Origin of the sequence: Pseudomonas sp. TH08, assembly GCF_016651275.1 — a bacterium.
GTDB lineage: Bacteria > Pseudomonadota > Gammaproteobacteria > Pseudomonadales > Pseudomonadaceae > Aquipseudomonas.
Window position 1 is genome coordinate 596,527 of record NZ_JAEKEE010000003.1, and the last position, 24,625, is coordinate 621,151.

The 24,625-nt window shown below is 60.9% G+C and carries 21 protein-coding genes and 1 pseudogene; 9 read left to right on the top strand and 13 right to left on the bottom strand.

The annotated features are described in order from the left end of the window. Positions 1 to 34: 34 nt before the first annotated feature. A complete protein-coding gene (locus tag JFT91_RS16025; RefSeq protein WP_201233012.1) occupies positions 35 to 1,369 on the bottom strand; it encodes an FNR domain-containing protein in 1,335 nt (444 codons plus the stop codon). Further along, the gene (locus JFT91_RS16030) at positions 1,366 to 2,961 is read right to left on the bottom strand and encodes an amino acid adenylation domain-containing protein (RefSeq protein WP_201233014.1); all 1,596 of its coding nucleotides are present in this window, start codon (positions 2,959 to 2,961) and stop codon (positions 1,366 to 1,368) included. The genes JFT91_RS16025 and JFT91_RS16030 overlap by 4 nt, the downstream gene beginning before the upstream one ends. 270 nt (positions 2,962 to 3,231) lie before the next feature. Between JFT91_RS16030 and JFT91_RS16035 the strand changes: the two genes are divergently transcribed. Both JFT91_RS16035 and JFT91_RS16040 read left to right on the top strand, forming a co-directional pair. Further along, a complete protein-coding gene (locus JFT91_RS16035; RefSeq protein ID WP_201233016.1) occupies positions 3,232 to 3,738 on the top strand; it encodes a sigma-70 family RNA polymerase sigma factor in 507 nt (168 codons plus the stop codon). Then, positions 3,735 to 4,489: pseudogene (locus tag JFT91_RS16040) on the top strand (anti-sigma factor family protein). Before JFT91_RS16035 ends, JFT91_RS16040 begins: the two are co-directional and overlap by 4 nt. A 156-nt stretch (positions 4,490 to 4,645) precedes the next feature. On the opposite strand, the gene JFT91_RS16045 reads toward JFT91_RS16040, so the two are convergent. From JFT91_RS16045 to JFT91_RS16075, 7 genes are all read right to left on the bottom strand, one after another. Beyond that, on the bottom strand, positions 4,646 to 5,617 hold the full coding sequence (locus JFT91_RS16045) for a Csu type fimbrial protein (RefSeq protein ID WP_201233020.1): 972 nt from the start codon (positions 5,615 to 5,617) through the stop codon (positions 4,646 to 4,648). After that, on the bottom strand, positions 5,614 to 7,971 hold the full coding sequence (locus JFT91_RS16050; RefSeq protein WP_201226421.1) for a fimbria/pilus outer membrane usher protein: 2,358 nt from the start codon (positions 7,969 to 7,971) through the stop codon (positions 5,614 to 5,616). Before JFT91_RS16050 ends, JFT91_RS16045 begins: the two co-directional genes overlap by 4 nt. A gap of 253 nt (positions 7,972 to 8,224) precedes the next feature. Further along, entirely contained in the window at positions 8,225 to 9,013 is a 789-nt protein-coding gene (locus tag JFT91_RS16055) for a fimbrial biogenesis chaperone (RefSeq protein ID WP_201233022.1), read from the bottom strand. Between the two features lie 34 nt (positions 9,014 to 9,047). Next, positions 9,048 to 9,548: a Csu type fimbrial protein gene (locus JFT91_RS16060; protein ID WP_201233024.1), complete on the bottom strand. Its 501-nt coding sequence runs from the start codon at positions 9,546 to 9,548 to the stop codon at positions 9,048 to 9,050. A gap of 4 nt (positions 9,549 to 9,552) precedes the next feature. Then, positions 9,553 to 10,086 carry a Csu type fimbrial protein gene (locus JFT91_RS16065; RefSeq protein WP_201233026.1) on the bottom strand — a complete coding sequence of 178 codons (534 nt, stop codon included), beginning with the start codon at positions 10,084 to 10,086 and terminating at the stop codon, positions 9,553 to 9,555. Positions 10,087 to 10,105: 19 nt separating this feature from the next. After that, a complete protein-coding gene (locus JFT91_RS16070) occupies positions 10,106 to 10,639 on the bottom strand; it encodes a Csu type fimbrial protein (RefSeq protein WP_201226425.1) in 534 nt (177 codons plus the stop codon). A 102-nt stretch (positions 10,640 to 10,741) separates the two neighbouring features. Continuing rightward, positions 10,742 to 11,245, bottom strand: coding sequence for a Csu type fimbrial protein (locus JFT91_RS16075; protein ID WP_201205316.1), 504 nt, complete (start codon positions 11,243 to 11,245; stop codon positions 10,742 to 10,744). A gap of 304 nt (positions 11,246 to 11,549) precedes the next feature. Between JFT91_RS16075 and zapE the strand changes: the two genes are divergently transcribed. Together zapE and JFT91_RS16085 are read left to right on the top strand one after the other, a co-directional pair. Then, a complete protein-coding gene (gene zapE, locus JFT91_RS16080; RefSeq protein ID WP_201233028.1) occupies positions 11,550 to 12,689 on the top strand; it encodes a cell division protein ZapE in 1,140 nt (379 codons plus the stop codon). Between the two features lie 90 nt (positions 12,690 to 12,779). Beyond that, on the top strand, positions 12,780 to 14,093 hold the full coding sequence (locus JFT91_RS16085) for a leucine-rich repeat-containing protein kinase family protein (RefSeq protein ID WP_201233030.1): 1,314 nt from the start codon (positions 12,780 to 12,782) through the stop codon (positions 14,091 to 14,093). 123 nt (positions 14,094 to 14,216) lie between these two features. Here JFT91_RS16085 and JFT91_RS16090 read toward each other — a convergent pair whose 3' ends face one another. Next, complete coding sequence (locus JFT91_RS16090; protein ID WP_201226428.1) at positions 14,217 to 14,921, bottom strand: YebC/PmpR family DNA-binding transcriptional regulator; 705 nt, start codon at positions 14,919 to 14,921, stop codon at positions 14,217 to 14,219. 221 nt (positions 14,922 to 15,142) lie between these two features. Here JFT91_RS16090 and JFT91_RS16095 point away from each other — a divergent pair, with 221 nt between their 5' ends. Beyond that, entirely contained in the window at positions 15,143 to 16,543 is a 1,401-nt protein-coding gene (locus tag JFT91_RS16095) for a type VI secretion system Vgr family protein (protein ID WP_201233032.1), read from the top strand. A gap of 212 nt (positions 16,544 to 16,755) precedes the next feature. On the opposite strand, the gene JFT91_RS16100 is transcribed toward JFT91_RS16095, so the two are convergent. Then, on the bottom strand, positions 16,756 to 18,147 hold the full coding sequence (locus tag JFT91_RS16100; RefSeq protein WP_201233033.1) for an FAD-dependent oxidoreductase: 1,392 nt from the start codon (positions 18,145 to 18,147) through the stop codon (positions 16,756 to 16,758). A 72-nt stretch (positions 18,148 to 18,219) separates the two neighbouring features. Next, positions 18,220 to 19,545: an MFS transporter gene (locus JFT91_RS16105; protein ID WP_201226431.1), complete on the bottom strand. Its 1,326-nt coding sequence runs from the start codon at positions 19,543 to 19,545 to the stop codon at positions 18,220 to 18,222. A gap of 283 nt (positions 19,546 to 19,828) precedes the next feature. Here JFT91_RS16105 and JFT91_RS16110 point away from each other — a divergent pair, with 283 nt between their 5' ends. Further along, the gene (locus JFT91_RS16110; protein WP_201233034.1) at positions 19,829 to 20,701 is read left to right on the top strand and encodes a LysR family transcriptional regulator; all 873 of its coding nucleotides are present in this window, start codon (positions 19,829 to 19,831) and stop codon (positions 20,699 to 20,701) included. Between the two features lie 114 nt (positions 20,702 to 20,815). On the opposite strand, the gene JFT91_RS16115 is transcribed toward JFT91_RS16110, so the two are convergent. After that, positions 20,816 to 21,676: a LysR substrate-binding domain-containing protein gene (locus tag JFT91_RS16115; protein WP_201233035.1), complete on the bottom strand. Its 861-nt coding sequence runs from the start codon at positions 21,674 to 21,676 to the stop codon at positions 20,816 to 20,818. A gap of 112 nt (positions 21,677 to 21,788) precedes the next feature. Here JFT91_RS16115 and JFT91_RS16120 point away from each other — a divergent pair, with 112 nt between their 5' ends. The 3 genes from JFT91_RS16120 (at position 21,789) to JFT91_RS16130 (ending at position 24,607) form a co-directional block, all read left to right on the top strand. Then, the gene (locus JFT91_RS16120) at positions 21,789 to 22,898 is read left to right on the top strand and encodes a 2-aminoethylphosphonate--pyruvate transaminase (protein WP_201233036.1); all 1,110 of its coding nucleotides are present in this window, start codon (positions 21,789 to 21,791) and stop codon (positions 22,896 to 22,898) included. Positions 22,899 to 23,041: 143 nt separating this feature from the next. Then, a complete protein-coding gene (gene phnX, locus JFT91_RS16125) occupies positions 23,042 to 23,869 on the top strand; it encodes a phosphonoacetaldehyde hydrolase (RefSeq protein WP_201233037.1) in 828 nt (275 codons plus the stop codon). A gap of 189 nt (positions 23,870 to 24,058) precedes the next feature. Next, positions 24,059 to 24,607: a cytochrome b gene (locus JFT91_RS16130; protein ID WP_201204708.1), complete on the top strand. Its 549-nt coding sequence runs from the start codon at positions 24,059 to 24,061 to the stop codon at positions 24,605 to 24,607. Positions 24,608 to 24,625: the final 18 nt, after the last annotated feature.

A 24,625-nucleotide genomic window follows, 5' to 3' on the forward strand; every position in this document is an offset into this window, starting at 1 on the left:
ATAAAGTGTCTGTGGGAAAAATCTCGGCTCGGCGTCAGGAATCCCAGATGGCGCCGTAGGCCGGAATACCACGAGCTTCCATTTCCTCGACCACGCGTTGGGTCAGGGTCTGGTTGGAAATGCAGATCACCGCTTCTGCGCCAAATGACTGCACAGCGGCATACGCCAACTTGACCAGATCGGGTTTACCCGACACATCGGTGTCCCAGATCAGGGCGTCGGGTTGCGCCGCAAGGATTTCATCCACCAACGAATCGCCATAGGTCTCTCGCGGACTGCGGGTCGACCAGATCAGGCGTATGGGCACTTGTCCGGCCAACAGATGCGGCAACACCGGGCCGATGCCGCTGCCAGTGGCGACGTACACCACCGATTTGAACAGCGTTTCAATATTTGCCACGCCCGCCGTGGTGATGCCCTTGACCCAGACATGGGTCGGCGCCTGCTCGATAAACGCGCCAGTCCAGTCACCCGCCCGAGAAATTATCAGTCGGAAACCTTCCTCTCCGGGTGTAGGAATATTGGCGAAGGAATGCCACTCCCACAGCGGACTGCGGCTGATCGCCGTGGCGGATCCGGCGAACGGCGTGTGGTGATCGAAGCGTGCCACCACCGCATGCGCCGATGGCCTGAGCAGGCTGATCGGGACTTTGCGCAAACGCAGCCACGGCAAGGCGATGCTCAACGTCAGCAACAGCAACATCCAGAACGAGGCCGAGCGCAGGAGAACATCGGTCAGCGCCAACGTGGGATTCTGCTCTTGGGCAAAGACCAGCGTCATCGCCCAGAACATCGCCAATGCCGCCCAACCGGCGAAACGGTGAGTCCGTTCGAAAGCGTTGTGAAAACGCCCGCGTATGCCCGGCAACGCCATGATTGCCACCAGCAACAGCAGCCCGAATAACCCACTGCTCAAGCCGATCAGCGTCAACGAAACGCCGCCCGGCCCCTCGAAACGCTGCCAGATCATCGAACCCAGCAACGCCGCAAACCAGGCAATTGCCGCCATGGCGCCGCCACTGTGCAGCCCGCCGAAGTGGTAAACCTTGGCCAGCGTCCGGCGAATCGCCAGTGGCCAAGAGGTGGGCGCGCGGGTCGCCAGCCAGAACAGCAGATTGATCAGGTATTGCTGACGGATCAGGATCGCCATCGACAGATTTGCCACCACCAGACCCGACAGCGTCGGCAAGGCAACACCGTGGGACGTCCACCAATGGCCAACGTGCAAGCCGTACACCAGGGCGGCGAGGTTAAAGGCGAACACCGACACCACCAGACGGTTGTAATGCGAACACATCGGCAGCGTTCCAAGGCGCCGCCAGAGTGCACGTTTGGGCGGCAATACAACGTTCGGAGCCACCTCGTTCATGCCGTCACCGATTGTTCGACACGAGCGTTTTGCGCCTGATGCGCCACAGCCCAATCAAGCAACAGGCGTTTGTCGACCTTGCCACGGGACGTCAGCGGAATAGCCTCGACGGCCAGGATCAGCGATGGCACGCAATAATAGGCGAGCCGTTCTTCGCAACAACTGCGCGCCAGGTCAACATCGGTGGACGCCGGATAGACGAATGCCACCAGATGGCGACTGTCGAGCTTGAGCGTGACCGCGCGTTCACAGCGAGGTGTCGCTTCCAACGCCGCAGACACCGAATCGAGCTCAACCCGAAAGCCTCTGACCTTGACCTGATCATCAACCCGGCCCAGGTGTTCAAGCTCACCGTCCGCCGTCCAGCGCCCGAGATCACGGGTGCGGAACATCAGCCGCCCGTTCCCGAGAAACGGATCGGGCTGATAACGTTCGGCGGTCAACTCGGGATTGCCCAGATACCCCGCCGTCACGCAGTCACCGCCCGCCCACATTTCGCCCTGTTCACCCGGCCCGCAAAGCTGTCCCGCCTCATCGAGAACATAAACCGTGTTATTGGGCGTCGGCTTGCCGATCGTCAATGGCCCGATACCTTCATAGTGCTGCATGGTATTGACGATGGTGGTTTCGGTCGGCCCGCAGGCGTTATAAAAAGTGCAAAACGCCGCCCAGCGATCCGCCAACGGTTGCGGGCAGGGCTCACCGGCCAGCGCGACCACTTTCAACTGATTGCACCGGGCAGGATCAAGCGTGGCGAGAATCGAGGGTGTCGCGATCAATACGTCGCATCGCTCGGCGGTCTGCGCAATATCCTTGCCACGGATCAACAACGTTGCTCCGTGGGCCAGACACCCCAACACTTCCCAGGCCGACATATCAAACGCGATATTGAGGATCTGCCCGACCTTCAACCCTGGGCGCATGCCAAGGTTGCCGGGCGCCGTCAGGAGAATATTGCAGAGGTTGCGCTGAGTCACTCGCACGCCATTGGGCAGCCCGGTGGTGCCGGACGTGAATAGCACAAAACACAACGAATCAGGCGATGACGCTGTGCTGCCAATGTTCCGGTCATCGGCAGCGACACTGTCGGCGCTGATGAACGCGTCAAGGTCGATGCACTGTTGTTCCTTGGTCAGCGGAAGTGTCGATGCCAGATTCGCCAGCGTCAGTACGACGCGCACTCGGGCGACGCAGAGGATGTGCTGCAACTGCGCGGCCGGGGTAATCCCCACGTGTTGCGGAATATAAGCGGCGCCGATTTTCAAAACCGCCAGCATGCCCACCAGCATCGGAATCGAACGCTCGACAAACAGCGCCACATGATCGTCCGCCACCACACCTTGCTTGAGCAAGGTCGCGGCAAGCCGATTGGCCTGGCGATTCAATTCGCCGTACGTGATGGACTGGCCCTGATGTTCGGCCGCAATAGCTTGAGGCCGGGCGCTGGCCTGCGCTTCGATGGCGCGGTGGATCAATGTCTCCTGTGGCTCGAGCCGCGGGCCACAGCCAAAGCGCTGCCATGGGTTGGACTGAACTTTCAACCGGGAATCGAAGCCCCGTGTCGACCGATTAGTTATCGCGAACGCATTCATTGGAAATTTCCCTTTTCTGATTTCAACCATTTTCTGGTCACGTCCCTCATCGGTGGCCTTGGCTGCACCGGTAGAAAAACGCGCCTTTCAAATGGGTTGAGCAGGGAAATTGAAATCCATTACACGGACTACAACTCGCGGAGAGCCATCCTACAAAACGAAGGATAAAAACTTACAGCTACGACGATGGAATAAGCTTCGCTGAGGGGCGTCTTCCTTCTCAACACTGTCTTTTTGGCTCAGGGTATTGCCTTCGATGAAAACCTCGGCATGAACGCACTCGATGAACAGCTACGTGAACTGATCCCGCGGCTGCGCCGCTTTGCCGTGTCATTGACGCGCAACAGCAGCAGCGCCGACGATCTGGTGCAGGCCTGTCTGGAGCGAGCCCTGTCGAGTTGGGGCGCCAAACGTGCCGACGGCGACTTGCGCGCCTGGCTGTTCGCGATCCTGTATCGGCAATTTCTCGATGCCCACCGCCGCTCCCGGCGCTATGCGCGAATGCTCGAGTTTTTCACCGGTCGCGACGATGCCCAGCCCTCGACGGAGCGCACCGTGATCGCGCAATCAACCCTGCAAGCCTTTGATCGCCTGCCCAGCGAGCAGCGCGCCCTGCTGCTGATGGTGTCGGTCGAAGGCCTGACTTATAAAGAGGTCGCCGAGATTCTTGGCGCCCCGATCGGCACCGTGATGTCGCGCCTGTCCCGCGCCCGCCAGGCCTTGCGCCAACTCAGCGACGGCGAAATCAACAGCCCTTCTTTGCGGATACTCAAATGATCAGCCTGCCTCCCAGCGAGCGTGACCTGCACGCTTACGTCGACCACCAGCTCAGCGACGCCGACCGGCGTGTGCTGGAAACCTGGCTGGCCAATCACCCGGATGAAGCCGCGCAGGTGCGCGCCTGGCAACAGGATGCCCAGCAATTGCGCGCGGCACTCAGCGGTGCATTGCAGCAACCGGCCAATCCGGCGCTTGACCCGGCCGTGCTGCGCCATCGCCGCCGGCGCCAGTCACGCCGCCATCTGGCCAGCGCAGCGATGTTACTGATCGCTGTCAGCCTCGGCGGTTTCAGTGGCTGGCAGGCTCGCGAGATGACCCTCGTGCGTTCCTCGGTGTTGCCGATGACCGATGCCTTGCAGGCTTATCGATTGATCGCTCAGCAAGGCATGCTGCCGGCGGACTACAAGGTTGAGAATGACGGCGACATGCAGCGTTGGCTCGACCGGTATTTCTCCCGTGCCAGTCGTTTGCCGGACCTGACAGCTGCCGGGTTTCAAGCGGTCAGCGGACGTCTGCTGAGCACCGAGGAGGGGCCGGCGGCGATGGTGATGTATGAAGATGGCAGCGGCCACAAGGTCAGTTTTTATGTCCGCCCGCCGGGGCCGAAAAACACCTTTTTGCCACGCGGCAAACGCAGCGACGGGGATTTGCAGGCCGAGTACTGGTCGGGTGAAGGCTACAACTACGCAATGGTCAGCCCGGTTGATACGCCGGCCGCCCCCTGCTGAAACAATCCATTCAGTTCTGAATCGCCCTCTGCAGGAGCCGCGGCCCGCGGCGATCTTTTGATCCTGCCTTTGAAGCAAGATCAAAAGATCGCAGCCTCGTTTCACTCGACAGCTCCTACAGGAACGGAGTCAGGTCAAAAGGGAACCGAGCCGAGTCAGAGGGGATTCGAGTCAAGTCAGAAACCGACATCGAGCACGACGTTGTCCAGGTAGGTGCCGGCCGGGGGCGTGGTCTGGTCGGTGTAGATCTTCGCGTTGTAATTGAAGATCTGACTGCCAGTGCCCAAGCCGTTACCGGGGTTGACCTCCGCGTCGGTACTCGCCCGCCGTGCCGAGCCGACGCTGCCCCAACGCGTGGTGCCAGCGCTTTTGAAGATGTCATACGCCAGATAATTGCTGCCGAAAATCATCCGCCGTCGCCCGCCGACGCTGACCGGGTTCTGCCCGTCGCTCAAGCCGACGGTGTAGGCGCTGCCCTTGGTGCAGGCCAGATTGATGGTCAGCCCGGTCACCGGGGTGAAGGCGCTGATCACCGGCGCATTGCCGAAGGCAATGTTCGGCGCGGTAATCGTGCAATCGTTGGACACGGTCAGGTTGACCGTCAGCGTGGTGGTGCCGCTGTTGATATCGCGGCCGAGGCAGACCGCGCCGATGCCGATCCCGGAGCAGTAATTCCAGTTCCAGAAGATGCTCAGGGTTTCGCTGTAAACCCCGGCGGCGACATTGCTGCCGATGGTCGTCCCCAAGTACAGCGGCACGGTTTTCGGTGTCGTACCGCCAAGCAGACCCAAGGCATCGATGATGCCATTGCGCGCGAAGTCAAAGGCTACGCCACGTGTGACCGGATAGCTGGTGCTGTTATTGGCGTAGAGGGTGTAACCGATGACATCCCCGGTCGGCCCGAGCAGGCCGCTCTGGGTCGAGCTGATGGTGGCGTAGAAGTGATCGTTGCTGGTCAGCAATGACAGCAGCGAACCGGTGCAACTCAATCCGCCATTCAGAGTTGAGCTGGGTTGTGAGGTGGTGCGCAAGGCAATCGAGCTGATCGAGCCGAAAGCTGCCGGCGAGGTGCTGACCACCGAGCACAGCGCCTGCGCCGCCCCCGGCAGCACCAGCGCCAGCCACAGAAAAATGCGCGCGCCCGTCATTGGCACACCAGCGGGCCGATCAGCGGAATCTGGGTTTGATTGATGTCGATGCTGAACTGCGCCTGGCAGGTTTTGCCATCGGCCAGCGTGACCTTCAGCGAGTTTTGCGCCTGCAGGTTTTCCAGGTACACCAGACCGTCCCAACCCACCACCGTGCGCGCGCCGCTCTGCTCATGCAACACCCCGGCCCCCAGCGGCAACTGATGTTGTTGCGCATCCACCAGCACGATGCTCGCGGCGATGACCCGGCTCAGTGGAAACTCCAGCAAATAGCCGCTGCCACGCCGGACGGCGATACGTTGTTCGACATTCGGGCTGCGCACGTCGGCTGGCAGATTCAGCGGATCGATTTCGTATTTGCCACGGTAATAGGCGCTGCTCCACGGCACCAGCAAGTGGCCGTTCTTGTCGGTCTGACCCACCTGCTGATTCTCGTAACGCACGGGAATGTCGGCAAAACCGTCGGTGCTGACCACGACAAACGCATCGTCAATGCGATTGGCGGCGAACACCTGCCGGTCCATCCACACCAGCGAGCCACTGGCGTCGGCCCAGCGGGTTTCGGCGTCCGACGTCCCATAAACCCCGGCCTGCAATTGCACCGATTGCAGGCGCCAGGTCACGTCGGCCTGACGGTAATCGGCGCCATCGCCCTTGGCGTAACCGAGGTTGTAGCCGACGCCGCCCTCGGTCGGCACTGCGCGGCTGTAGTTGACGCGCTGCTGACTCTGGCCGTTCTGGTTGCGCTCGCTGCTGATTGCCAGGCTGCCGCGCAAATCGAACGGAATCACCAGTTGCGCCTGCACCGCCCAGTTGCTGTCACCGATTTCGCGGTTGGCCGACAAGTACACACTGCTGTTGCGCCACAGCGGTTTGCTCCAGCTCAGGTTCAGCAACCGGGTACGCGAGTCGTCCGCCGCACGCACATCGAAATAGCCGAAACCGAGGCTGCCCCAATTGTCGAGACTGACGCTCAGGGTTGCCTGCTCACTGCGGCGACTGAGGCTGATTTGCGGGCTGTCGATCACGCTCAGGTCGGCGTATTGATCACGGCGTTGCAGACGTTGATAGGAGAAGCTGTAGCGCTGGCTGCTGTATTGATAACCCAGGCTCAATTGCTCACCGCCATCGCCATCGAAACGGCTCTGACTGACAGCACTGTTGAGCACGCCGAAGTTGCCCAGGCGCACGTTGCCACCGATCCCGCCGAGGGTCAGCGAATCAGAGGCTTCAGCATGGCTTTCGAGGGTAAAGCTATCGCTGACGCCATAACGCAGGCTGCCGGATGTCACCCCAGGCCCATAGTTGAAATCCTTCAGGCCATAGTCGCGGCGCAACGTACCGGCAGCCACCGAAAAATCGCTCAAGCCTTGTTGCAGCAGGCTGCTGGTGACATAAAACGGCACCGTGGTCGACACCTGCCGACCCAGCGCATCGGTGGTCACCACCACGGCTTCGCCAGCACCGTTGATGAAGGGAATGTTGGTCAGCGTGTAAGGGCCCGGTTGCAGCTCGGCGCTGCTGGATTTGTAGCCATTGATAAACAGATCCACCGATGAAGGCACCGCCGCTTCCCCGGCGAACTGTGGCAGCGGATACGTCACCAGATCCGGACGCACCGCAAAATCGCGCGAGAACTGCACACCGCCCAGACGTACCGAACTGCTCCACGGCAGAGCGCCGCTGATGACATCGCCAGCCTCGTACGTGAGCATTCGTTCGTCATCGGAAAAACGCCACGTCGTGTCGTAACGCAGATAGCCGTTGTTCAGCGTATTGGCTGCATCCCCGGAAATCGTGCGCCGGTACTGTCCGGTGTTGGACAGCGTGCCCCAACTGTCGAACACCCGCACCTCATTCCACGCCGCCAGGTACGTGCCAGCATTGTCGGTGTCATTGAGGTACAGATCGTAATTGAACAACGCGCCGAAACTGCTCAGTGCCGGCGTGCGCGGGTAGGCTTGGCGGTTACCGATGAACTGCTCGGGAAGCCACTCGGGCGGCACATCGAGCAGCAGACGCTGACCGACGCTGTCGTAATCGCTGTGCAGGCCCGGCAGGCTGTCGAGATCGACTTCTGCGCCGACCGTTTCGGGCAGCTTCATGCCGGTTTCACGCAGCGCCGTTGCAGGCAGAAACAAATGCCCTCCGCGCTGATCAACTGCGACCACCCGCCCGGTATTCATTTGATTGACCACCAGTTCGAGAAACAACTGTGCATCACTCACGGCCTCCATGCCGCTGGGCGGTGGCGGCAGTTCGCCGGCCGTTGATGGTTGAACGAACACCAGGCAACACGCGCCGGTGATCAGCCACAGCGGACGCTGAATACGGCGAGCCCATCCTCGGCTCATACACGCTTTACGTCCGTCAATGGACTCAATCCTCCTTTCGTCACACCCGAGTATTTCTGGCGCAACCCAATACTGTGGCGAGGGGATTTATCCCCGATGGGCTGCGAAGCGGCCCCAACGCAGTCATAACACGCGTTAAACCTGACACACCGCTCTTGCTAGCTTTGGGGCTGCTTCGCAGCCCATCGGGGCGGTGCGACGTTTCGCTAAATCCCCTCGCCACAAAAAGCACATCTGAAAAATCTTCGTCCGGCTACCGTGCCGGGGTGATGCTCTGCACCTGCGGCGCGCCGTTGACCCGTACTTGCAACGCCGAATCACCCGACAAGGCGCCCGGTGCTGGCCAGCGCATCACTGCGCCCGGCAGCACATAACCGAGCAGTCCTTCTGCCAGTGGTCTGCTCTGCGCACCTTGCTTGATTGCCACGTCGGTCAGCCGCGCATGCACCGCGCCTTGATTACGCACTTCGACAAAAGGCTTCCCGTCCACGGCAACCGTGCGCCAGCTCAATTGCGGCAAACCGATACTTTTCGGATCACGTGGGCGGGTGCTGTCTTCTTTGCTCCACAGCCCGGCACCGTAAGCAAACAGCGGCACTGAATAACGCATCTGGAAGCGAATGGCCGCAGCCGTTTTGCCACCGTCAGCAGCAGGCGGTTGAGCCGCCGGGATTTCATCGATGATGATCCGGTAAGCCAGTTCCTGCCCCGGCGGTACTTCTTTGGTTCGGGTCAGACGCACCAGTTGCCGCTGGCCCGGCTCGATCTTCGCCACCGGTGGACTGCCGATCACGTCGCGCTGATTCTGGTATTGCTCTTCAAAACCGTTCTGACTCCAACCAAACACGCGGATCTGCAGATTGGCGGTTTCATTGCCGCGGTTCTCCAGCCACAGCGCGCTGGCCTGCTGATCGGCCTCCAGCACCGGATCGATCGGCCAGATCAGCACCGAACTGGCGGCGCAGGCGTGGCCTGCACCCAGCATGACCAGCGCCAGCATCGCGCACTGAATGAACGGATGCCGTGACGTAACTGCCCCCATAAAACTGCTCCTTGTCGGCAAATCGAACTTCGCCTCACCACGACAGTTGCACCTGCAACACGTCGCTGTACGTCCCCCCAGGCTGATTGCCCGGTAATTGCACCTGACCGTAAATCGGCAGGCTGATGTTGTTCGCATCGCTATAGGCGACCGCCATGCTCTGGCCAATACCCAGGCTCTGGCTGTAAGCCGCATCGCGAAACAGCGAATACGCCACGCGCGCGCTGCCGCTGTTGACCTGCATGTGCCGCCCGCTGCTGTTGTACTGGCCGCCATCAACGGTCATGTTCAACGTTACGCCCGGCGTGCATTGCAGCTGCACGCCACCGGTCAACGCCACTTTCACCGTGTTGGTCGCCAGCGCCGAATTCGAACCGAAATTCAGTCCGCCATAGTTCGACACCCCGCCCACCACCAGACAACCCGCCGTCACCGTGGCACTGACCTGAAAGCTCTGGCTGGTCGCCGCCGTCAACGGTAACGGCGCACTGCCCGCCCAGAGCAGAAGCAGCGCGGCGCAGCCATGGCGAGGCATGGCATCAGAACGTCAGCTGAACGGCGATGGTGTCGGTGTAAGTCCCCGCAGGCAGACCGGCCTTGCCCTTCGCCTGGCCGTAGATGTTCACCGTCTGCGCGGTACCGGTGCTGGCCGCCAGGTTGATCGTGCCGTTGACCGGCAGCAGCGTCGAAAAACCGGAGTCCGTGTACAAATCGTAGGGCACGTAGTTGGCGACCCCGTCGTACAGCGCACGGGCGCCACCGGTCGATTTGCCGTCATTGGCTCCGGCCCCTACCGTGATCGTCGGGGTCGTGCCATTGGAGCAGAGAATCGACAGCGCCCCGCCGCCACCACCCAACACCTGCCCGGAAGCCGTGGTGAACAGGCTATTGGTGGTGCCAAAGTTCAGAGCACCGAAGTTCAGACCAGTGGTACCGCCGGCGCCGTTGACCTGACAGCTGCTGATCAGGATCAGGCTGGAGGTGATCTGGCCGGTGACCGTGGTGGCGGCGTTGGCACTGGAAGACAGCGCCAGACCGAGCAACGACAAACCTATCCTTGATGCAATACGCATGTGTCCGTCCTCTACGGGTTTACCAGTCGAGCGTCACCGTCAGGGTGTCGGTGTAGACCCCTGCCGGAACCGCGCGGGTATTCGCCACCACCGAGCCAAATACCGGAATGGGTATCTGCGCACCGCTGGTAACAGCGAAATTGTGTGTCTGACCAATGCTGTAGCTCTGGCTGCCGGAGGCATCCAGAAACAGTTGATAGGGGATGGTCTGGCGGCCATTGCTCAAGCGCCGCGTGGTGCCGTCGCCGTGGGCGCCGCCGTTGATGGTGACGGTGAAACCGGTCACCGAAGGATTGCAGGCGACATTGAGTTTGCCGCTGCTGTCAGCGTCGAGGCTGGCCTTGATCGGTGCGGTCCAGGTGGGGCCCTGCTCGCCGAAATCGAGAGAACCGAAATCGCTCACCGGGCTACCGGGGCTGGTGCCATTGGTCACTTCGCAGCCGGCGATCAGGATCAGTCGTGCATGGATTTGCCCACTGACTGCCGCCTGTGCATCTTCGGCGAGCATCAGTAGCGTACCTGCGGCGATGACCATCCAGTACTTGCCTGTCATTGCGCCTGTCCCTACTCCTTCAGGTTCATCCGACCATTGCGTTCTTTGAACGCCCCTTCCGTGCACAACCCAATCCTGCGGGTTGCTGACTAAAACCTGCGGTCACCACGTGACCGTCACCTTGATCAGATCGGAATAACGGCTGACCCGCGGCACTTCAGCCAGTTGTTCGATCCGCGCATACAGCGGCAACTCCACCGTGCCGCTGTCCGGCACCCGTCCACTGATCGGTACATCCACCACCAGTGGCACCCGCCGTGCGGCGTCCTGAAATAGACGATAGGGAATCGGCTTGCTGCCAGCCGCTCCGGCCATATAGCGCACCTCTCCCACACCGCCATGCAAACCGCCATCGACCCGCATCTGATAAGGCGTGTCCGGATTGCACTCCAGGCGCGGCAAGCGTTGATGGGTCAACGCCGCTCCCAGTGGCCCCGCCGGGTCATCGAGCCGCGCCGTGCTGCCGAAATCAAGCACGCCGAGTTGCTCGATACCGGCCCCGCGCTGCTGGCCGATCAACTGGCAGCCGCGCAGCACGTCAACGCGCACTTCGACCTGCAGATCCGCCGCATCAACTGGCGCTATCAGCACGCCCAGCAGACCCATGACCCCACGTACATTCACTGCCTCACTCCTTGTGAGGGACCGTCCGGATGTCGTTACTGTGTTTCAGGTTAGCAACGGTCGACGAATCCGCCAGTCGTATTGGATCCATCTATCGGCCGGGATATGTTTCGAAAGGTTGGCAACCCAGCAAACGATGTCGCGCAAAATAGCCAGACGTCTTATGCAATCCTGTTCAGTGATCGCCCAGTCTCGCCTGCCGGTGCTGGAAGGACGATTCCACGTCTGGTTACACTGTGCCGCCGCGCTCGGTAAGCCGGCTTGACCCACTCGGAGTAACCGGACAGTGCCCGTTCGACTGCCAAAACGTTCGCGACTGACCCAGCGCTGGCCGGCGTTGCGCCGCTTGTTCGGCAAAGGTTTGCCCGCCAATGTGGGCCATGACGCCAGCGCCCAGTCGATCCGCGATTATTTCCGCAACAAGGCTCACAGCCAGGGTTACACGCTCAGTCACAGCCAGCAGCGGGTCATCGACTGTATGGCGCAGCAAGCCAGCCTGCTGTTCGCGGCCACCGCACAAAGACCGCCAAGCCTTTACTTGTACGGCGCGGTCGGGCGCGGCAAGAGCTGGCTGCTCGATGGATTCTTTCAAGCGCTGCCGATCACGCAGAAGCGCCGCCTGCATTTCCATCAGTTCTTCGCACAATTGCATCAGGGCATGTTCAGCCATCGCGAGCAGGACGACGCCCTTGCCACCACGCTCGATGAGTTGCTGCAAGACTGTCGCGTGCTGTGCTTCGACGAATTTCATGTGCATGACATCGGCGATGCGATGCTCATTACCCGACTGTTCAAGGCGCTGTTCAAACGCGGCATTCTGTTGCTGGTGACGTCTAATTACGCCCCTGAAGGGCTGCTGCCCAACCCGCTCTATCACGCGCGTTTCAAGCCGGTAATCGACTTGATCAACGCGCGCATGCAGATCATGGAAGTGGGTGGCGAGCACGATTACCGAAGTCAGGCGCGCAACCGGGTGCATCAAGTCTTTACCCATGGCCATTACGTGTGGCCGGGCACAGCGGCGCAGCGCGCGACCCTGAACCTGCCGCCGCAGGATGCAGCGCCACGCTCGATAATGGTCGGCACACGGCATTTTCAAGCGCGGTTTTGCGAGGGCCGGCGTATCGGTTTCAGCTTCGATGATCTGTGCGAGCAGCCGACAGCGGTGATGGATTATCTGGAATTGTGTCAGCGTTTCGATCACTGGATCATCGACGACTTGCCCGAACTGGCTGATTGCTCGATCGCCGCGCAACAACGCTTCATCAATCTGATCGACGTGCTCTACGATCAGGACAAACACCTGACGCTGCTTGGTCGGTTGTCGCTATGCGAAAGCCTCGGCGGCGATGCCATCGACATGGGCCGCACGCGCAGCCGGTTAGGGCAGTTGCAAAACCTGACAACCACTCCCCATCACCTGTAGGCGCAGTTTCGCACTTGGGTCTGCGCCAGGCAGGCATCTGCCGTTATGATGTCGCCCATTCCCAGCGAACCCTTTATTGCGAAGTCCTACATGCACACCCTTGCTCAATTACGTGCCGGCGAGTTGTCGGGCATCACGCGCCTGGATCTGTCTTGCGGGCTGACCGAGTTTCCGCGCGAGATTTTCGAGCTGGCCGAGACCCTCGAAATCCTCAACCTCAGCGGCAATAAACTCAGCAGTCTGCCGGATGATCTGCATCGCCTGAGCCGCCTGCGCGTGCTTTTTTGCTCGGACAATCCGTTCACCGAACTGCCCGCCTGCCTCGGCCAATGCCCGTCGCTGACGATGATCGGCTTCAAAGCCAACCGCATCGTCAAGGTCCCCGGTGAGGCGCTGCCACCGCTGCTGCGCTGGCTGATCCTGACCGACAACTGCATCGAAACCCTGCCGGCTGAACTGGGCGAACGCCCCTATCTGCAGAAGCTCATGCTGTCGGGCAATCGTCTGCAAGCGCTGCCGCCCTCGCTGAGCCAGTGCCATCGACTGGAGCTGCTGCGCATTTCGGTCAACCAGTTCAGCGAACTGCCGCAGTGGCTGCTGAGCTTGCCGAGCCTGACGTGGTTGGCCTACGCCGGTAATCCGCTGGAAACCGAAGCCGACGCCGCCGCCCTTGAAGCCACGCCGCTGATCGATTGGTCGGCGTTGCGTCTGGAGCAGAAACTCGGCGAAGGCGCCTCCGGGGTGATCTCCCGGGCGAGCTGGCAGCAAGCCGATGGCTCGCAGAAAGCGGTCGCGGTGAAGTTATACAAAGGTGAAATGACCAGCGACGGCTCGCCATTGCACGAAATGAACGCGTGCATCACCGCCGGGCTGCACCCGAACCTGATCCGCATTGAAGGGCGTATCAACGGCCACCCCGACGGCCAACAGGGGCTGGTGATGCAGCTGATTGATCCGAGCTTTCGCAATCTCGCTGGATTGCCGAGCCTGGCGTCGTGTTCGCGGGATGTGTACGCCGATGATCTTCGGTTCACGGCCGACGTTGCCTTGCGCATTGCCAAGGGCATTGCCTCGGCGGCCGAACATCTGCATCAACAAGGCATCACCCACGGCGATCTTTACGGGCACAACATTTTGTTGAACGACCGGGGCGATTGCCTGCTGGGAGATTTTGGCGGGGCGTCGTTCCATGCCACGACGGATAACCCGCAGACGCGGGCGCTGCAACGCATTGAAGTGCGCGCATTCGGGATCTTGTTGGGGGAATTGCTGGCGCGTATCGATTCGGGGCTGAGTGCCGAACAGCGTTTACATTGGGAGGAGCTGGAACGGCGTTGCTGCCAGGCGCAGGTGCTGGCGCGACCGGGGTTCAGTGAAGTCGTGGAGCAATTGCACAATCTCTGACTCATACAAACCCTGTGGCGAGGGAGCTTGCTCCCGCTCGGCTGCGCAGCAGTCGTCGCTTTGGGACGGCTTCGCCATCCAGCGGGAGCAAGCTCCCTCACCACAGGTCAGTTTTGTAGCAGATCAGCCGGCCAGACCGACAAACATGTCCTGCACGTCGTCATGGTTGTCGAGGCCTTCCAGGAACGCCTCGACTTCAGCCATTTGCTCGTCGCTCAGGCCAGTGACCGGGTTCTTCGGCTGATAGCCGAGCTTGGCCGACAACACCGTGAAACCCTGTTCCGGCAGGGCTTTCTGCACAGCGTCGAGGTCAGTCGGGTCGGTCAGGAACAAGGTCGCACCCTCTTCACCCGGTTCAAAATCCTGGGCGCCCGCTTCGATCGCGGCCATCTCCGGATCGGCGTCCGGGGTGTCCGGCGACGCTTCGATCATGCCCACATGGTTGAAATCCCAAGCCACCGAACCGGAAGCACCCAGTTGGCCTTTACGGAACGCCACGCGGATTTCCGCGACGGTGCGGTTGACGTTGTCAGTCACGCACTCGACGATCAGCGGCACCTGGTGCGGGGCGAAACCTTCGTAGGTCACGCGGTGGTATTGCACTGCTTCACCCAGCAGGCCTGCGCCTTTCTTGATCGCGCGGTCCAGGGTTTCTTTCGGCATCGAGGCTTTCTTGGCCTGCTCAACCACCAGACGCAAGTGTGCATTGGTGGCGGTATCGGCACCGTTGCGCGCAGCAATGGTGATTTCTTTCACCAGTTTGCCGAAGATTTTGCCCCTGGCGTTGGCTGCCGCTTCTTTGTGTTTAACCTTCCACTGTGCGCCCATTACTCACTCTCTTGATCTGTGGCGCCGAGACATCTATTGGCCGACGCGTGGCGCCAAGTTTATACGGCCTAAAGTCGGCAATCGACCAAAAATATTGATTGGCGAATCGACATCTTCACCAGACCTTGTAGGGCGATTCTGAAAACCCCTTTTGCGATGACTATTCAGCGCCGTGGTTTCGTACCCTCTGCCGTCCGTATTGCCTGACAGAACCTGTGCGAATGCTCAATGACAAGGAAAGTCCGTTCACCCTCACCCTGACCGATAGCGGGTTATGCCTGCCGGTGCTGCGCTTTCGTGGCGAGGAAGCGCTGAATCAGCCGTTCCGGTTCGAAGTGGAAGTGATGGGCCTGGCGCCTGCCGTCACGCCAGATACGCTGCTGAATCAGCCGGCGTTTCTGCGCATGGGCGAACATCACGGCGTGCATGGCCTGATCCACAACGTCTCGTGCGAACATCGCGGCACCCACCGCGTCGGCTATCGATTGGTGCTGGTGCCAGCCCTGCAAAAGTTGGCGCAACCCAGCAAACGGCGTGTTTTCGTGCAACAGAGCGTGCCGCAGATTCTGCAGCAGTTGCTCGCGGAAAATACCTTGCCCGGCGATGGCTATCGGATTGAAATGACCGTGGGCCACTACCCGGCACGGCCGTTCTGCATCCAGTTCGACGAGAGCGATCTGGCGCTGCTGCACAGGCTTTGTGAAGAGGAAGGTATCCATTATCACTTTGAACACCGGGCGGACAATCACGTTGTCGTGTTCGCCGATGACAGCTTGAGCTTGCCGCAGGAACCGGCGCTGGTGCCGTTCACCGATGATGCGCAAGCGCCCTTGCCGAGTGTCAGCGCGCTTTACCAGCATCACCACGCCGCGCCTGTTGCGACGCTGCACGCCGTGCGCAATCGAGGGCCGCAGGCAAGCAGCGAAGCGGCTGCCAATCAGACCCCGGCCAATGCGCAGCCAAGCCTGCCGTCACTGGAGCAACGCCACAGTGAACAACGCAGTCGTCGCCATCTCGAACGCCAGCGCTGCCAATATCGTTCGATCCATGGCCGCAGCGACGCTACCGATTTGCGCAGTGGTCACTTGCTGCAAGTCACCGACCACCCTGTCAGCGGGTTCAACGAACAGTGGTTGATCACCGAACTGCGCCACAAAGGGCAACAGCCGTCGATTCTTGACCCGACGCCCATCGCGTATCGCTATCACAACGACTTCACCGCCCTGCCCTGGTCAACGGATTTTCGCCCGGCGCTTAAACAGCCGCGACCGAGCATTCCCGGTTATCACCTGGCGCAAGTGCTTGGCGCGGCGGGGCATCCGGCGCGACTGGACGAACAAGGACGCGTCGCTGTCAGGTTGTGGCCGGCGCAACCATCGGCAACCGCCGATACCGATGCGATCTGGCTACCGGTTGCCATGACCCGAGCCAATGGCCGAGTCGCGCCCGATGACTTGCCTTGTGCGGGCAGTGAAGTGTGGGTGAGCTTCCTTGACGGCGATCCGGACCGACCGATTCTTTGCCTGGGCACCCAGCGCAATCCGCCCTCACAAAAAACACCGCCCATGCACGACGACAGCTTGTTGCTCGACTGGCTGCTCAATCAGCCGCACCCCCTGTAAACGCCGTTATGGATTGGCAACCTCCGCCCCTGCAAACGCTGCAATGGATTGCCAACCCCACTCCCTGTAAACGCTGCAATGGATTGCCAACCCCACCCCTGTAGGAGCTGCCGCACGCTGCGATCTTTTGATGTTGTCTTTTAAAACAAGATCAAAAGATCGCAGCGTGCGGCAGCTCCTACAAGGGGAACGATGAGGTCCATTTATGGGGTTCAGCCTTTGTCGGCTTTGCCGGCAGCTGCCGCAAATTTTGCCAGGCGCACGTCCAGATGACGGGGGCGCCGGCCGTGGTCTTCCGCATGTTCCTTGCGGCGGATCGCGTTGCGCACCATCAGCGAACCGAGGTAGCGGATCGGCTCCGGCGGGAAATAGCCCAGCGGGCCGTTGATAAGCGGTGAGCGGGTCCACGGGTTGTCCAGGCCCTGCACCAGCGAGGCGAGAATCTGCCCGCCCATGTGGCACGGACCGACGCCACTGCCGGAATAACCAAACCCGTAAAACACGTTGCCGCTGCTGCTCATCTGACCGAAGAACGGTAAACCGGTGACCGAGCGATCCGACGGCCCGTTCCAGGTCGCATCGACTTTGACATCGCTGAACGCCGGGAAAAAGTCATCAAGGCTGCGCTTGAGCAATCCGGCATACGGCGACGGCTGATCGAACACCGGCGACATTCGCCCGCCAAAGGCAAACGTATTGCCACCCTTGCCGAGCATGATCCGGCCGTCCGGGGTGTTGTGGTAGTAGTGCACGAAGATCCGCGAATCGAGCACGGTAACGCCGCTGGTCAAACCGATTGCCTGTAACAGATCCGGGCGCGGTTCGGTGATCAGCATGTCGCTGGAAACAATCGCCACGCTGCGCTCGAATTGCGGGAAGGCGCGAGCCATCCAGGCATTCATCGCCAGCACCACGCGGTCAGCGATCACGCTGCCATTGGGGGTCTGGATGCGCGCCGGGCGCCCCTCCTGCAACCCGGTCATGGCGGTGTTTTCGTGGATTTTCACGCCCAATTGCAACGCCACCCGGCGCAGCCCGCGCACCAGTTTGCCCGGTTGCACGCTGGCAGCGGCCGGTGAGAACCAGCCTTCCACATGTTTGGTGGAACCGGCCATCCGTTGCACATCCGCCAAAGGGCGCTGGCTGAATGAGTTGATGCCGTTGCGCTCCAGCGCCGCGATCACCGCGTCGGTCGAGCCGACCTGCGCGCGGTTGGTCGCGGTGTACAGCGTGCCGTCGAGACGGTAATCGGCATCGACACCGTACTGCTCGCAGAACTCACCGATGGCATGGATGCTGCGCTCAGACTCTTTGACCAGTCGCACCGCTTCCTCGACGCCAAACAAGCGCTCAAGGGTGAAGTACTTGGCCGACCACGACAGCGCGCAACCGCCATTGCGCCCACTGGCGCCGGCACCGCAAATGTCGGCCTCGATCAGCAACACCTCCAGTTCAGGGTTCTGTTGCTTGAGCATGATCGCCGTCCATAACCCGGTGTAACCGCCACCGACAATGCACACGTCGGTGCGCACTTCGCCCTGCAGCGGCGGGCAAGTTGCAGAGGTATCGGCCAGCAAGGCCTGCTCCAGCCAAAAAGGTCTCATGGCACTTCTCCAGTCAGTTGGCCACGCCACAACCTGCCGCGAACGCCGCAGCAGGCCGCGAGGCTAAGGGTTTCAAGAACGCAGAGGTTTGATCGTCAACCGGCAATTGGGGATAGACGCACGCGGCTCCATCACACCGACCGGACGGCTGTTCCAGTGCGGAATCAGCACCAGCGCCGAGAACAGTGCGCAGCCGGCGAAAACGATGAACACCGTGACTGAGTCGAAGTAGCCCGGCAGCAAACCGCCGAGCACTGCACCAACCGAACCACAGCCGTTGACGAAGCCGGCGGCAGTGGCGCCGGCCTTGGCTTTGCCGAAATCAATAGCGGCAGCACCGCTGATCATCGAATCAGGGCCGTACAGGGTCAGGCCCATGACAAACAGCAGCGCCACGACGAGCAACACACTGCCGGTGTGCAGGGCGCCCATGAACAGCGCAAGGGTCACGGTCAGCGCCAGCAAACTCAGGACGCACGCTGGCATGCGCCGGGCGCCGAACAGTTTGTCCGAGGCCAGGCCAATCAGGATCGGCCCAAGCAGCCCGGCCAGTTCGAACGAAGTGGGAATGATCGCTGCACCGACTTTGCCAACACTGGGCATCTGTTCAAATACGATCACCGGGCCCCATAGCAGAATCGCGTAGCGCGCCGGTTTCAACATGAAATACGCCAGGCCCAGAACCAGCACCGTGCGGTTGCGCAGGATTTCCTTCAACGGTTCCCAGACGCTGAGTTTGCTGTTGGCTTCGGCTTCTTCAGCGCTCAGTTCCGGCTCCGGCTCTACCGCTGGCAAGCCAACGTCTTCCGGTTTGTCGCGCTGGAAGATAAAGAACAATACCGCCACCACGGCGACCACGGCAGCACTGGAAATGAACGCCGCGTGCCAGGTACCGACCAGTGTATACGCCCACCATCCAGCAAACGGCGACGCCACCAGACCACCAAACGCATAGCAGGAGCTCCACAATCCGAGCACCCGCCCGCGTTGTTTAGCGGGGAAGAAACTGCCGAGGTTTTTACACAAACCCGACCATCCGGTGGACTGCGCCAAGCCCTGAATCAACATGCAGGTGGCGAAGATCGGCAAGGTGGCGAAACTGCCCATTACCAGTGCTGCGGCGGCGGAAATCAGCAATCCGCCGAGCACCACCACCCTGGGGCCAAAGCGGTCGGCGAGCATGCCCCAGGTGAATTGGCCCACGGCATACGCCGCCAGATAAATCGCATCGAGGTTGGCCATGGCCATCTTGTCGAGCATGAAGGTCGGGTCTTCGGCGATGCCCAGTTTGGCCACCGAAAAAGCTTTGCGGGTGAAGTAGAAAGCGGCGTAAGCAAGCCAGGTAATCGCAAAAATCTGCACGCGCCAACGTGCAATGGTGCCGATGTGCTTGTTCATGGTGGTTCTGACCTCAGGGTGTGAGTGTGCCGGCAGAATCGTTAAGTAAACGCCTGTGTTTTTTATTGTTGAGCACTGCGATATCGCTCCATCCCTAAGGCGATACCGGTCAGATGAGTCCTGCTGTTGCACGCACAGGCTCATGGGCCACTGCCGCTGCTCGGTCAAGCAGGCAGCGATGGCGTGAGCCGATCAAAGCAATTACTGTTTAATAAATAAAATCGATTTATCGTATTTCACACATAAGCTCAGCTTGTTACTGCATATTTAATCAGGAGGCTACATGTCGGTGTCCCACGCCCAGCTCAAAGCCTTCCACGCGGTGGCCGTGCATGGAAGCTTCACCCGAGCCGCCGAGCGCCTTTTCCTCACGCAACCGGCCATTTCCGACCAGGTGCGCAAACTCGAAGAACGTTTTGGCGTCTTGCTGTTTCACCGCAATAAGCGTTCCGTGCGCCTGACGGACCTCGGCGAGCGTTTGCTGGCGATCACCCAGCGCCTGTTTGTGATTGAGGCAGAGGCCCAGGAGCTGTTGCAGGAGTCCCAGGCCTTGCAGACTGGCAGCCTGATTCTGGCAGTGGATGCGCCGGTGCACGTGTTGCCGCAGATCGCGCGGTTCTGCGAACGCTATCCGGGCATCAGCGTGAAAATCGAAACCGGCAACACCGATGAGTCGCTGTTTCGCCTGTTCAACTATCAGGCGGATCTGGCGTTGCTGGGGCGCGATGTCAGCGATGAACGCTTGCTGTGCGTGCCACTGCGTAACGATCCGATGGTGGCGTTCGTGTCGCGCAATCATCCGTGGGCCGAGCGTGAATCAATCTGCCTGGCGGATCTCGATGACACACCGCTGGTGTTGCGTGAGCACGGTTCGGTGACGCGGCAGACACTGGAAGAGGAAATGGCCCGGGCGGGGTTTCGCATTCGTCCGGCGATTCAGGTCGAAGGCCGAGAAGCGGCGCGCGAGGCGGTTGTCGTCGGCATTGGCGTCGGGGTGGTGTCGGCGGCGGAATTTGGTGCGGATTCGCGGGTGTGTGCGTTGCCCATCATCGACTGCACCCGACGGCTGACGGAGACACTGGTGTGTTTGCGTGAGCAGAGTTCGCGGCGTGTTGTGGCGACGTTTCTCGACATGGTTCGCGAGAGCCTGGCGTAATCAGGGCCGGCCCCTTCGCGAGCAGGCTCGCTCCCACGTTGGAACCGGTTCCTCCAGAAAAAACGCGGTCGAATGTGGGAGCGAGCCTGCTCGCGAAAGGAGCGCCACGGTGTTTCAGGCTGGGGCCAAGCCGAAGAAGGCCTGAATCAGGCGCAACTCCCGTCGCCGCTCCATGCACCCGATCATGTGCCGATTGACCAGCCCCTCGCCGACAATCGGAATCGCCACCACCCGCGGGTCATGGCTGACTTCCACAGATGACACCACGCCAACGCCCAACTCGGCGGCGACGGCCTCGGTCACCGCCTCGCGGCTGTCCAGTTCCAGCAGCACGCGCGGCTGGATCGAAGCCTGCGTACAGGCCTGGTCAAACGTGCGCCGGGTTATCGAACTCGGCTCGCGTAAAACCATGATCACCTGATCCAACTCTTTGAGTTTCACGTCTGAAGATCGCGTCGCCCACGGGTGCGCCGCCGGCACCAGCGCGCAAATGCGCGATTCACTCAGCGCCTGCAAATGCAGACCTTTGCGCGGCTCGACCTCGGTCAGCACGGCAACGTCGGCGTGTTCCGACAACAGCGCCGCGAGGGTTTCCTGGGCATTACCCAAGCGTAGATTGACGGTGATGCCCGGATAGCGTGCGCGCAGGCTCGCCAACATCGGCATGACCATGTGCGGCCCGTCCGCCGCCACTTCCAGACGCCCGGTCAGCAACTGCCGATTGGCCTCGAGCATCGCCTGCGCTTCTTCCGCCAAGCCGAACATCGCCCGAGTGATCGCTGCCAGTTTGGTGCCCTCCTCGGTCAGTTCCACTCGTCGCGCGGTACGCCGCAGCAGGGTGATCTGGTAGTGCTCCTCCAGCGCCTTGATGTGTCCGGTGACCGCCGGCTGGCTGATGAACAACCGTGCGGCGGCGCGGGTGAAGCTGCCTTCGCGAGCCACGGCGTCGAAGGCGCGCAGTTGAAACAGGTTCATGAATAACTCTCGCTGATGGCTGGCATAACAACAAACAATTTGATTGATGCAACGGCGAATTGCAACGTATGCCCCGTAGCTTCATCCCACAGCGCAATCCGAGGACACACGAATGAGTATCGCCGAACCCATCCTGCTCACTCCCGGCCCGTTGACCACTTCGGCCCGCACCCGCCAGGCGATGATGGTCGACTGGGGGTCATGGGATGACCGCTTCAATCAACTGACTGCCAGCCTTTGCGAACAATTGCTGGCGATCCTCAACGGCGCCGCCACTCACCACTGCGTCCCTCTGCAAGGCAGCGGCACGTTCGCCGTCGAAGCGGCCATCGGCACATTGGTGCCGCGTGACGGCAAAGTGCTGGTGCTGATCAACGGTGCCTACGGCAAGCGTCTGGCGAAGATCTGCGAAGTGCTCGGCCACTCGTTCAGCACCTTCGAAACCGCTGAAGACGAACCGACTACCGCCGCCGACGTCGATCGCCTGCTGCGTGCCGACAGCGACATCACCCACGTCGCGCTGATCCACTGTGAAACCAGCACCGGCATTCTCAATCCGCTGCCGGAGATTGCCCAAGTCATCAAGCAACACGGCAAACGCCTGATCATCGATGCCATGAGTTCCTTCGGCGCACTGCCGGTGGATGCGCAGCAAGTGCCGTTCGACGCGCTGATCGCGGCGTCCGGCAAGTGCCTGGAAGGCGTGCCGGGGATGGGGTTTGTCTTCGCCCGCAAAGAGGCGCTGGCCGCAGCCGCCGGCAATTCGCACTCGTTGGCGATGGATCTGTTTGACCAGCACGCTTACATGCAGAAGACCGGTCAATGGCGCTTCACCCCGCCGACCCATGTGGTCGCGGCGCTGCACGAAGCCTTGCTGCAATACAACGAAGAAGGTGGCCTGCCGGCGCGGCATGCGCGCTACGCCGCCAACTGTCAGGCACTGATGGAGGAAATGGGCAAACTCGGTTTGCGCAGCTTCCTGCCCGCGGCGATCCAGGCGCCGATTATCGCCACGTTCCATGCGCCGAAAGATCCGCGTTACCAATTCAAGGACTTCTACGAACGGGTCAAGGCCAAGGGTTACATTCTCTACCCCGGCAAATTGACTCAGGTCGACACCTTCCGCGTCGGCTGCATCGGCCACGTCAGCCCGGACGAAATGCGCCAGGCCGTCGCGGCTGTTGGCGAAGTGCTACGCGAGATGGAAGTCCTCGACATCTGATTACCACCACAAATCCCCTGTGGGAGCGAGCCTGCTCGCGAAAGCGGTCGCACATTCAACATGGATGTCGACTGACACGACGCCTTCGCGAGCAGGCTCGCTCCTACATTTGAATTGCATTGCCAACTCAGGAATTGATTGCCATGAACTATGTAAACCCAAGCAAGCTGCAAGCCGCCATCCTCGACTGGGCCGGCACCGTCGTCGATTTCGGTTCCTTCGCACCCACGCAGATTTTCGTCGAAGCCTTCGCTGAATTCGACGTGCAAGTCTCCATCGAAGAAGCGCGCGGCCCGATGGGCATGGGCAAGTGGGATCACATCCGCACCCTGTGCGATCAACCGCAAGTCGCCGAGCGCTATCGCAAAGCGTTCGGCCGCACGCCGACCGACGATGACGTCACCGCGATCTACAACCGCTTCATGCCGCTGCAGATCGAGAAAATTGCCGAGCATTCGGCGTTGATCCCCGGCGCCCTGGAAACCATCGCCAACCTGCGTCAGCAAGGCATCAAGATCGGCTCCTGCTCCGGCTACCCAAAACAAGTGATGGATAAAGTCGTCGAACTGGCCGCCATCAACGGTTACGTCGCCGACCACGTGGTCGCCACCGACGAAGTGCCGAACGGCCGCCCATGGCCGGCTCAGGCCCTGGCCAACGTGATCGCGCTGGGTATCGACGACGTCGGCGCTTGCGTGAAGATCGACGACACCGTACCGGGCATCCTCGAAGGCCGTCGCGCCGGCATGTGGACGGTGGCGCTGATCTGCTCGGGCAACGCGCTGGGTCTGGATTACGAGAGCTTCCGCGCACTGGGCAGTGATGAACTGGCCACTGAACGCAAACGCATTCACGCGCTGTTCGAGGGTTCGCGCCCGCACTACATGATCGACACCATCACTGACTTGCCGGAAGTGATTGCCGACATCAACAAGCGCCTGGCCAAGGGTGAGATGCCGCAATCGAGCTGATTGCCCTGCCCACTGCAAACAAAAACGCCAGCGTCCACACGACGCTGGCGTTTTTTTTGATGAAACCCGTGATTCAGAGCATTGAAAGTCCGATCAGCTTCAGGCAAATCCGCCAAAGCGGATTACAGTTAAAGCATGCCGTCGCACAAGAACGGCCGGTATCGACCCTGATCTGTGAGGAAACACCGTATGCCGTGGACAAGCTCCGAATCGCGTTACAGCACCGTGTCGGTCCTGTTGCACTGGCTGATGCTGGTGTTGTTGGTGCTGGTCTACGCCAGCATGGAATTTCGCGGCATCTTTCCCAAGGGCAGTGGCGGGCGCACGCTGATCCGCGAAGTGCATTACATGCTCGGCCTGACCGTGTTCGTGCTGGTATGGTTTCGCCTGCTCGCGCGCAGCCTCGGCCCGGCGCCGAAGATCTTCCCGGCTTCGCCGCAATGGCAGACCGTGCTCGCGCGGCTGATGCACTGGGCGTTGTACCTGTTCATGATCAGCATGCCGATTCTCGGCTGGCTGATCACCAGCGCCGAGGGGCATCAGGTGATGTTCTACGGTTTCGACCTGCCGCTGCTGGTGAGTGAGGACAAGGCCTACGCCAAGCAAGTGGAGCACTGGCATGTGCTGATCGCCACCATCGGGTACTGGCTGATCGGCCTGCATGCGCTGGCGGGGATTTATCACCATTACGTGGTGGGCGATAACACGCTGCTGCGGATGATGCCCAAACGCGGCTAAAACGCTTTTGGAACAGCT

Excerpts from the sequence above, each read along its gene's own strand:
- JFT91_RS16110 (WP_201233034.1), top strand. The coding sequence starts at position 19,829 with ATGTCGGTGTCCCACGCCCAGCTCAAAGCCTTCCACGCGGTGGCCGTG.
- JFT91_RS16120 (WP_201233036.1), top strand. The coding sequence starts at position 21,789 with ATGAGTATCGCCGAACCCATCCTGCTCACTCCCGGCCCGTTGACCACT.
- JFT91_RS16130 (WP_201204708.1), top strand. The coding sequence starts at position 24,059 with ATGCCGTGGACAAGCTCCGAATCGCGTTACAGCACCGTGTCGGTCCTG.
- JFT91_RS16070 (WP_201226425.1), bottom strand. The coding sequence starts at position 10,639 with ATGACAGGCAAGTACTGGATGGTCATCGCCGCAGGTACGCTACTGATG.
- JFT91_RS16030 (WP_201233014.1), bottom strand. The coding sequence starts at position 2,961 with ATGAATGCGTTCGCGATAACTAATCGGTCGACACGGGGCTTCGATTCC.
- JFT91_RS16045 (WP_201233020.1), bottom strand. The coding sequence starts at position 5,617 with ATGACGGGCGCGCGCATTTTTCTGTGGCTGGCGCTGGTGCTGCCGGGG.
- JFT91_RS16095 (WP_201233032.1), top strand. The coding sequence starts at position 15,143 with ATGCTCAATGACAAGGAAAGTCCGTTCACCCTCACCCTGACCGATAGC.
- JFT91_RS16075 (WP_201205316.1), bottom strand. The coding sequence starts at position 11,245 with ATGGGTCTGCTGGGCGTGCTGATAGCGCCAGTTGATGCGGCGGATCTG.
- phnX (WP_201233037.1), top strand. The coding sequence starts at position 23,042 with ATGAACTATGTAAACCCAAGCAAGCTGCAAGCCGCCATCCTCGACTGG.
- JFT91_RS16060 (WP_201233024.1), bottom strand. The coding sequence starts at position 9,548 with ATGCCTCGCCATGGCTGCGCCGCGCTGCTTCTGCTCTGGGCGGGCAGT.
- JFT91_RS16065 (WP_201233026.1), bottom strand. The coding sequence starts at position 10,086 with ATGCGTATTGCATCAAGGATAGGTTTGTCGTTGCTCGGTCTGGCGCTG.
- JFT91_RS16050 (WP_201226421.1), bottom strand. The coding sequence starts at position 7,971 with ATGAGCCGAGGATGGGCTCGCCGTATTCAGCGTCCGCTGTGGCTGATC.
- JFT91_RS16025 (WP_201233012.1), bottom strand. The coding sequence starts at position 1,369 with ATGAACGAGGTGGCTCCGAACGTTGTATTGCCGCCCAAACGTGCACTC.
- JFT91_RS16035 (WP_201233016.1), top strand. The coding sequence starts at position 3,232 with ATGAACGCACTCGATGAACAGCTACGTGAACTGATCCCGCGGCTGCGC.
- JFT91_RS16115 (WP_201233035.1), bottom strand. The coding sequence starts at position 21,676 with ATGAACCTGTTTCAACTGCGCGCCTTCGACGCCGTGGCTCGCGAAGGC.
- JFT91_RS16090 (WP_201226428.1), bottom strand. The coding sequence starts at position 14,921 with ATGGGCGCACAGTGGAAGGTTAAACACAAAGAAGCGGCAGCCAACGCC.
- JFT91_RS16085 (WP_201233030.1), top strand. The coding sequence starts at position 12,780 with ATGCACACCCTTGCTCAATTACGTGCCGGCGAGTTGTCGGGCATCACG.
- JFT91_RS16105 (WP_201226431.1), bottom strand. The coding sequence starts at position 19,545 with ATGAACAAGCACATCGGCACCATTGCACGTTGGCGCGTGCAGATTTTT.
- JFT91_RS16100 (WP_201233033.1), bottom strand. The coding sequence starts at position 18,147 with ATGAGACCTTTTTGGCTGGAGCAGGCCTTGCTGGCCGATACCTCTGCA.
- JFT91_RS16055 (WP_201233022.1), bottom strand. The coding sequence starts at position 9,013 with ATGGGGGCAGTTACGTCACGGCATCCGTTCATTCAGTGCGCGATGCTG.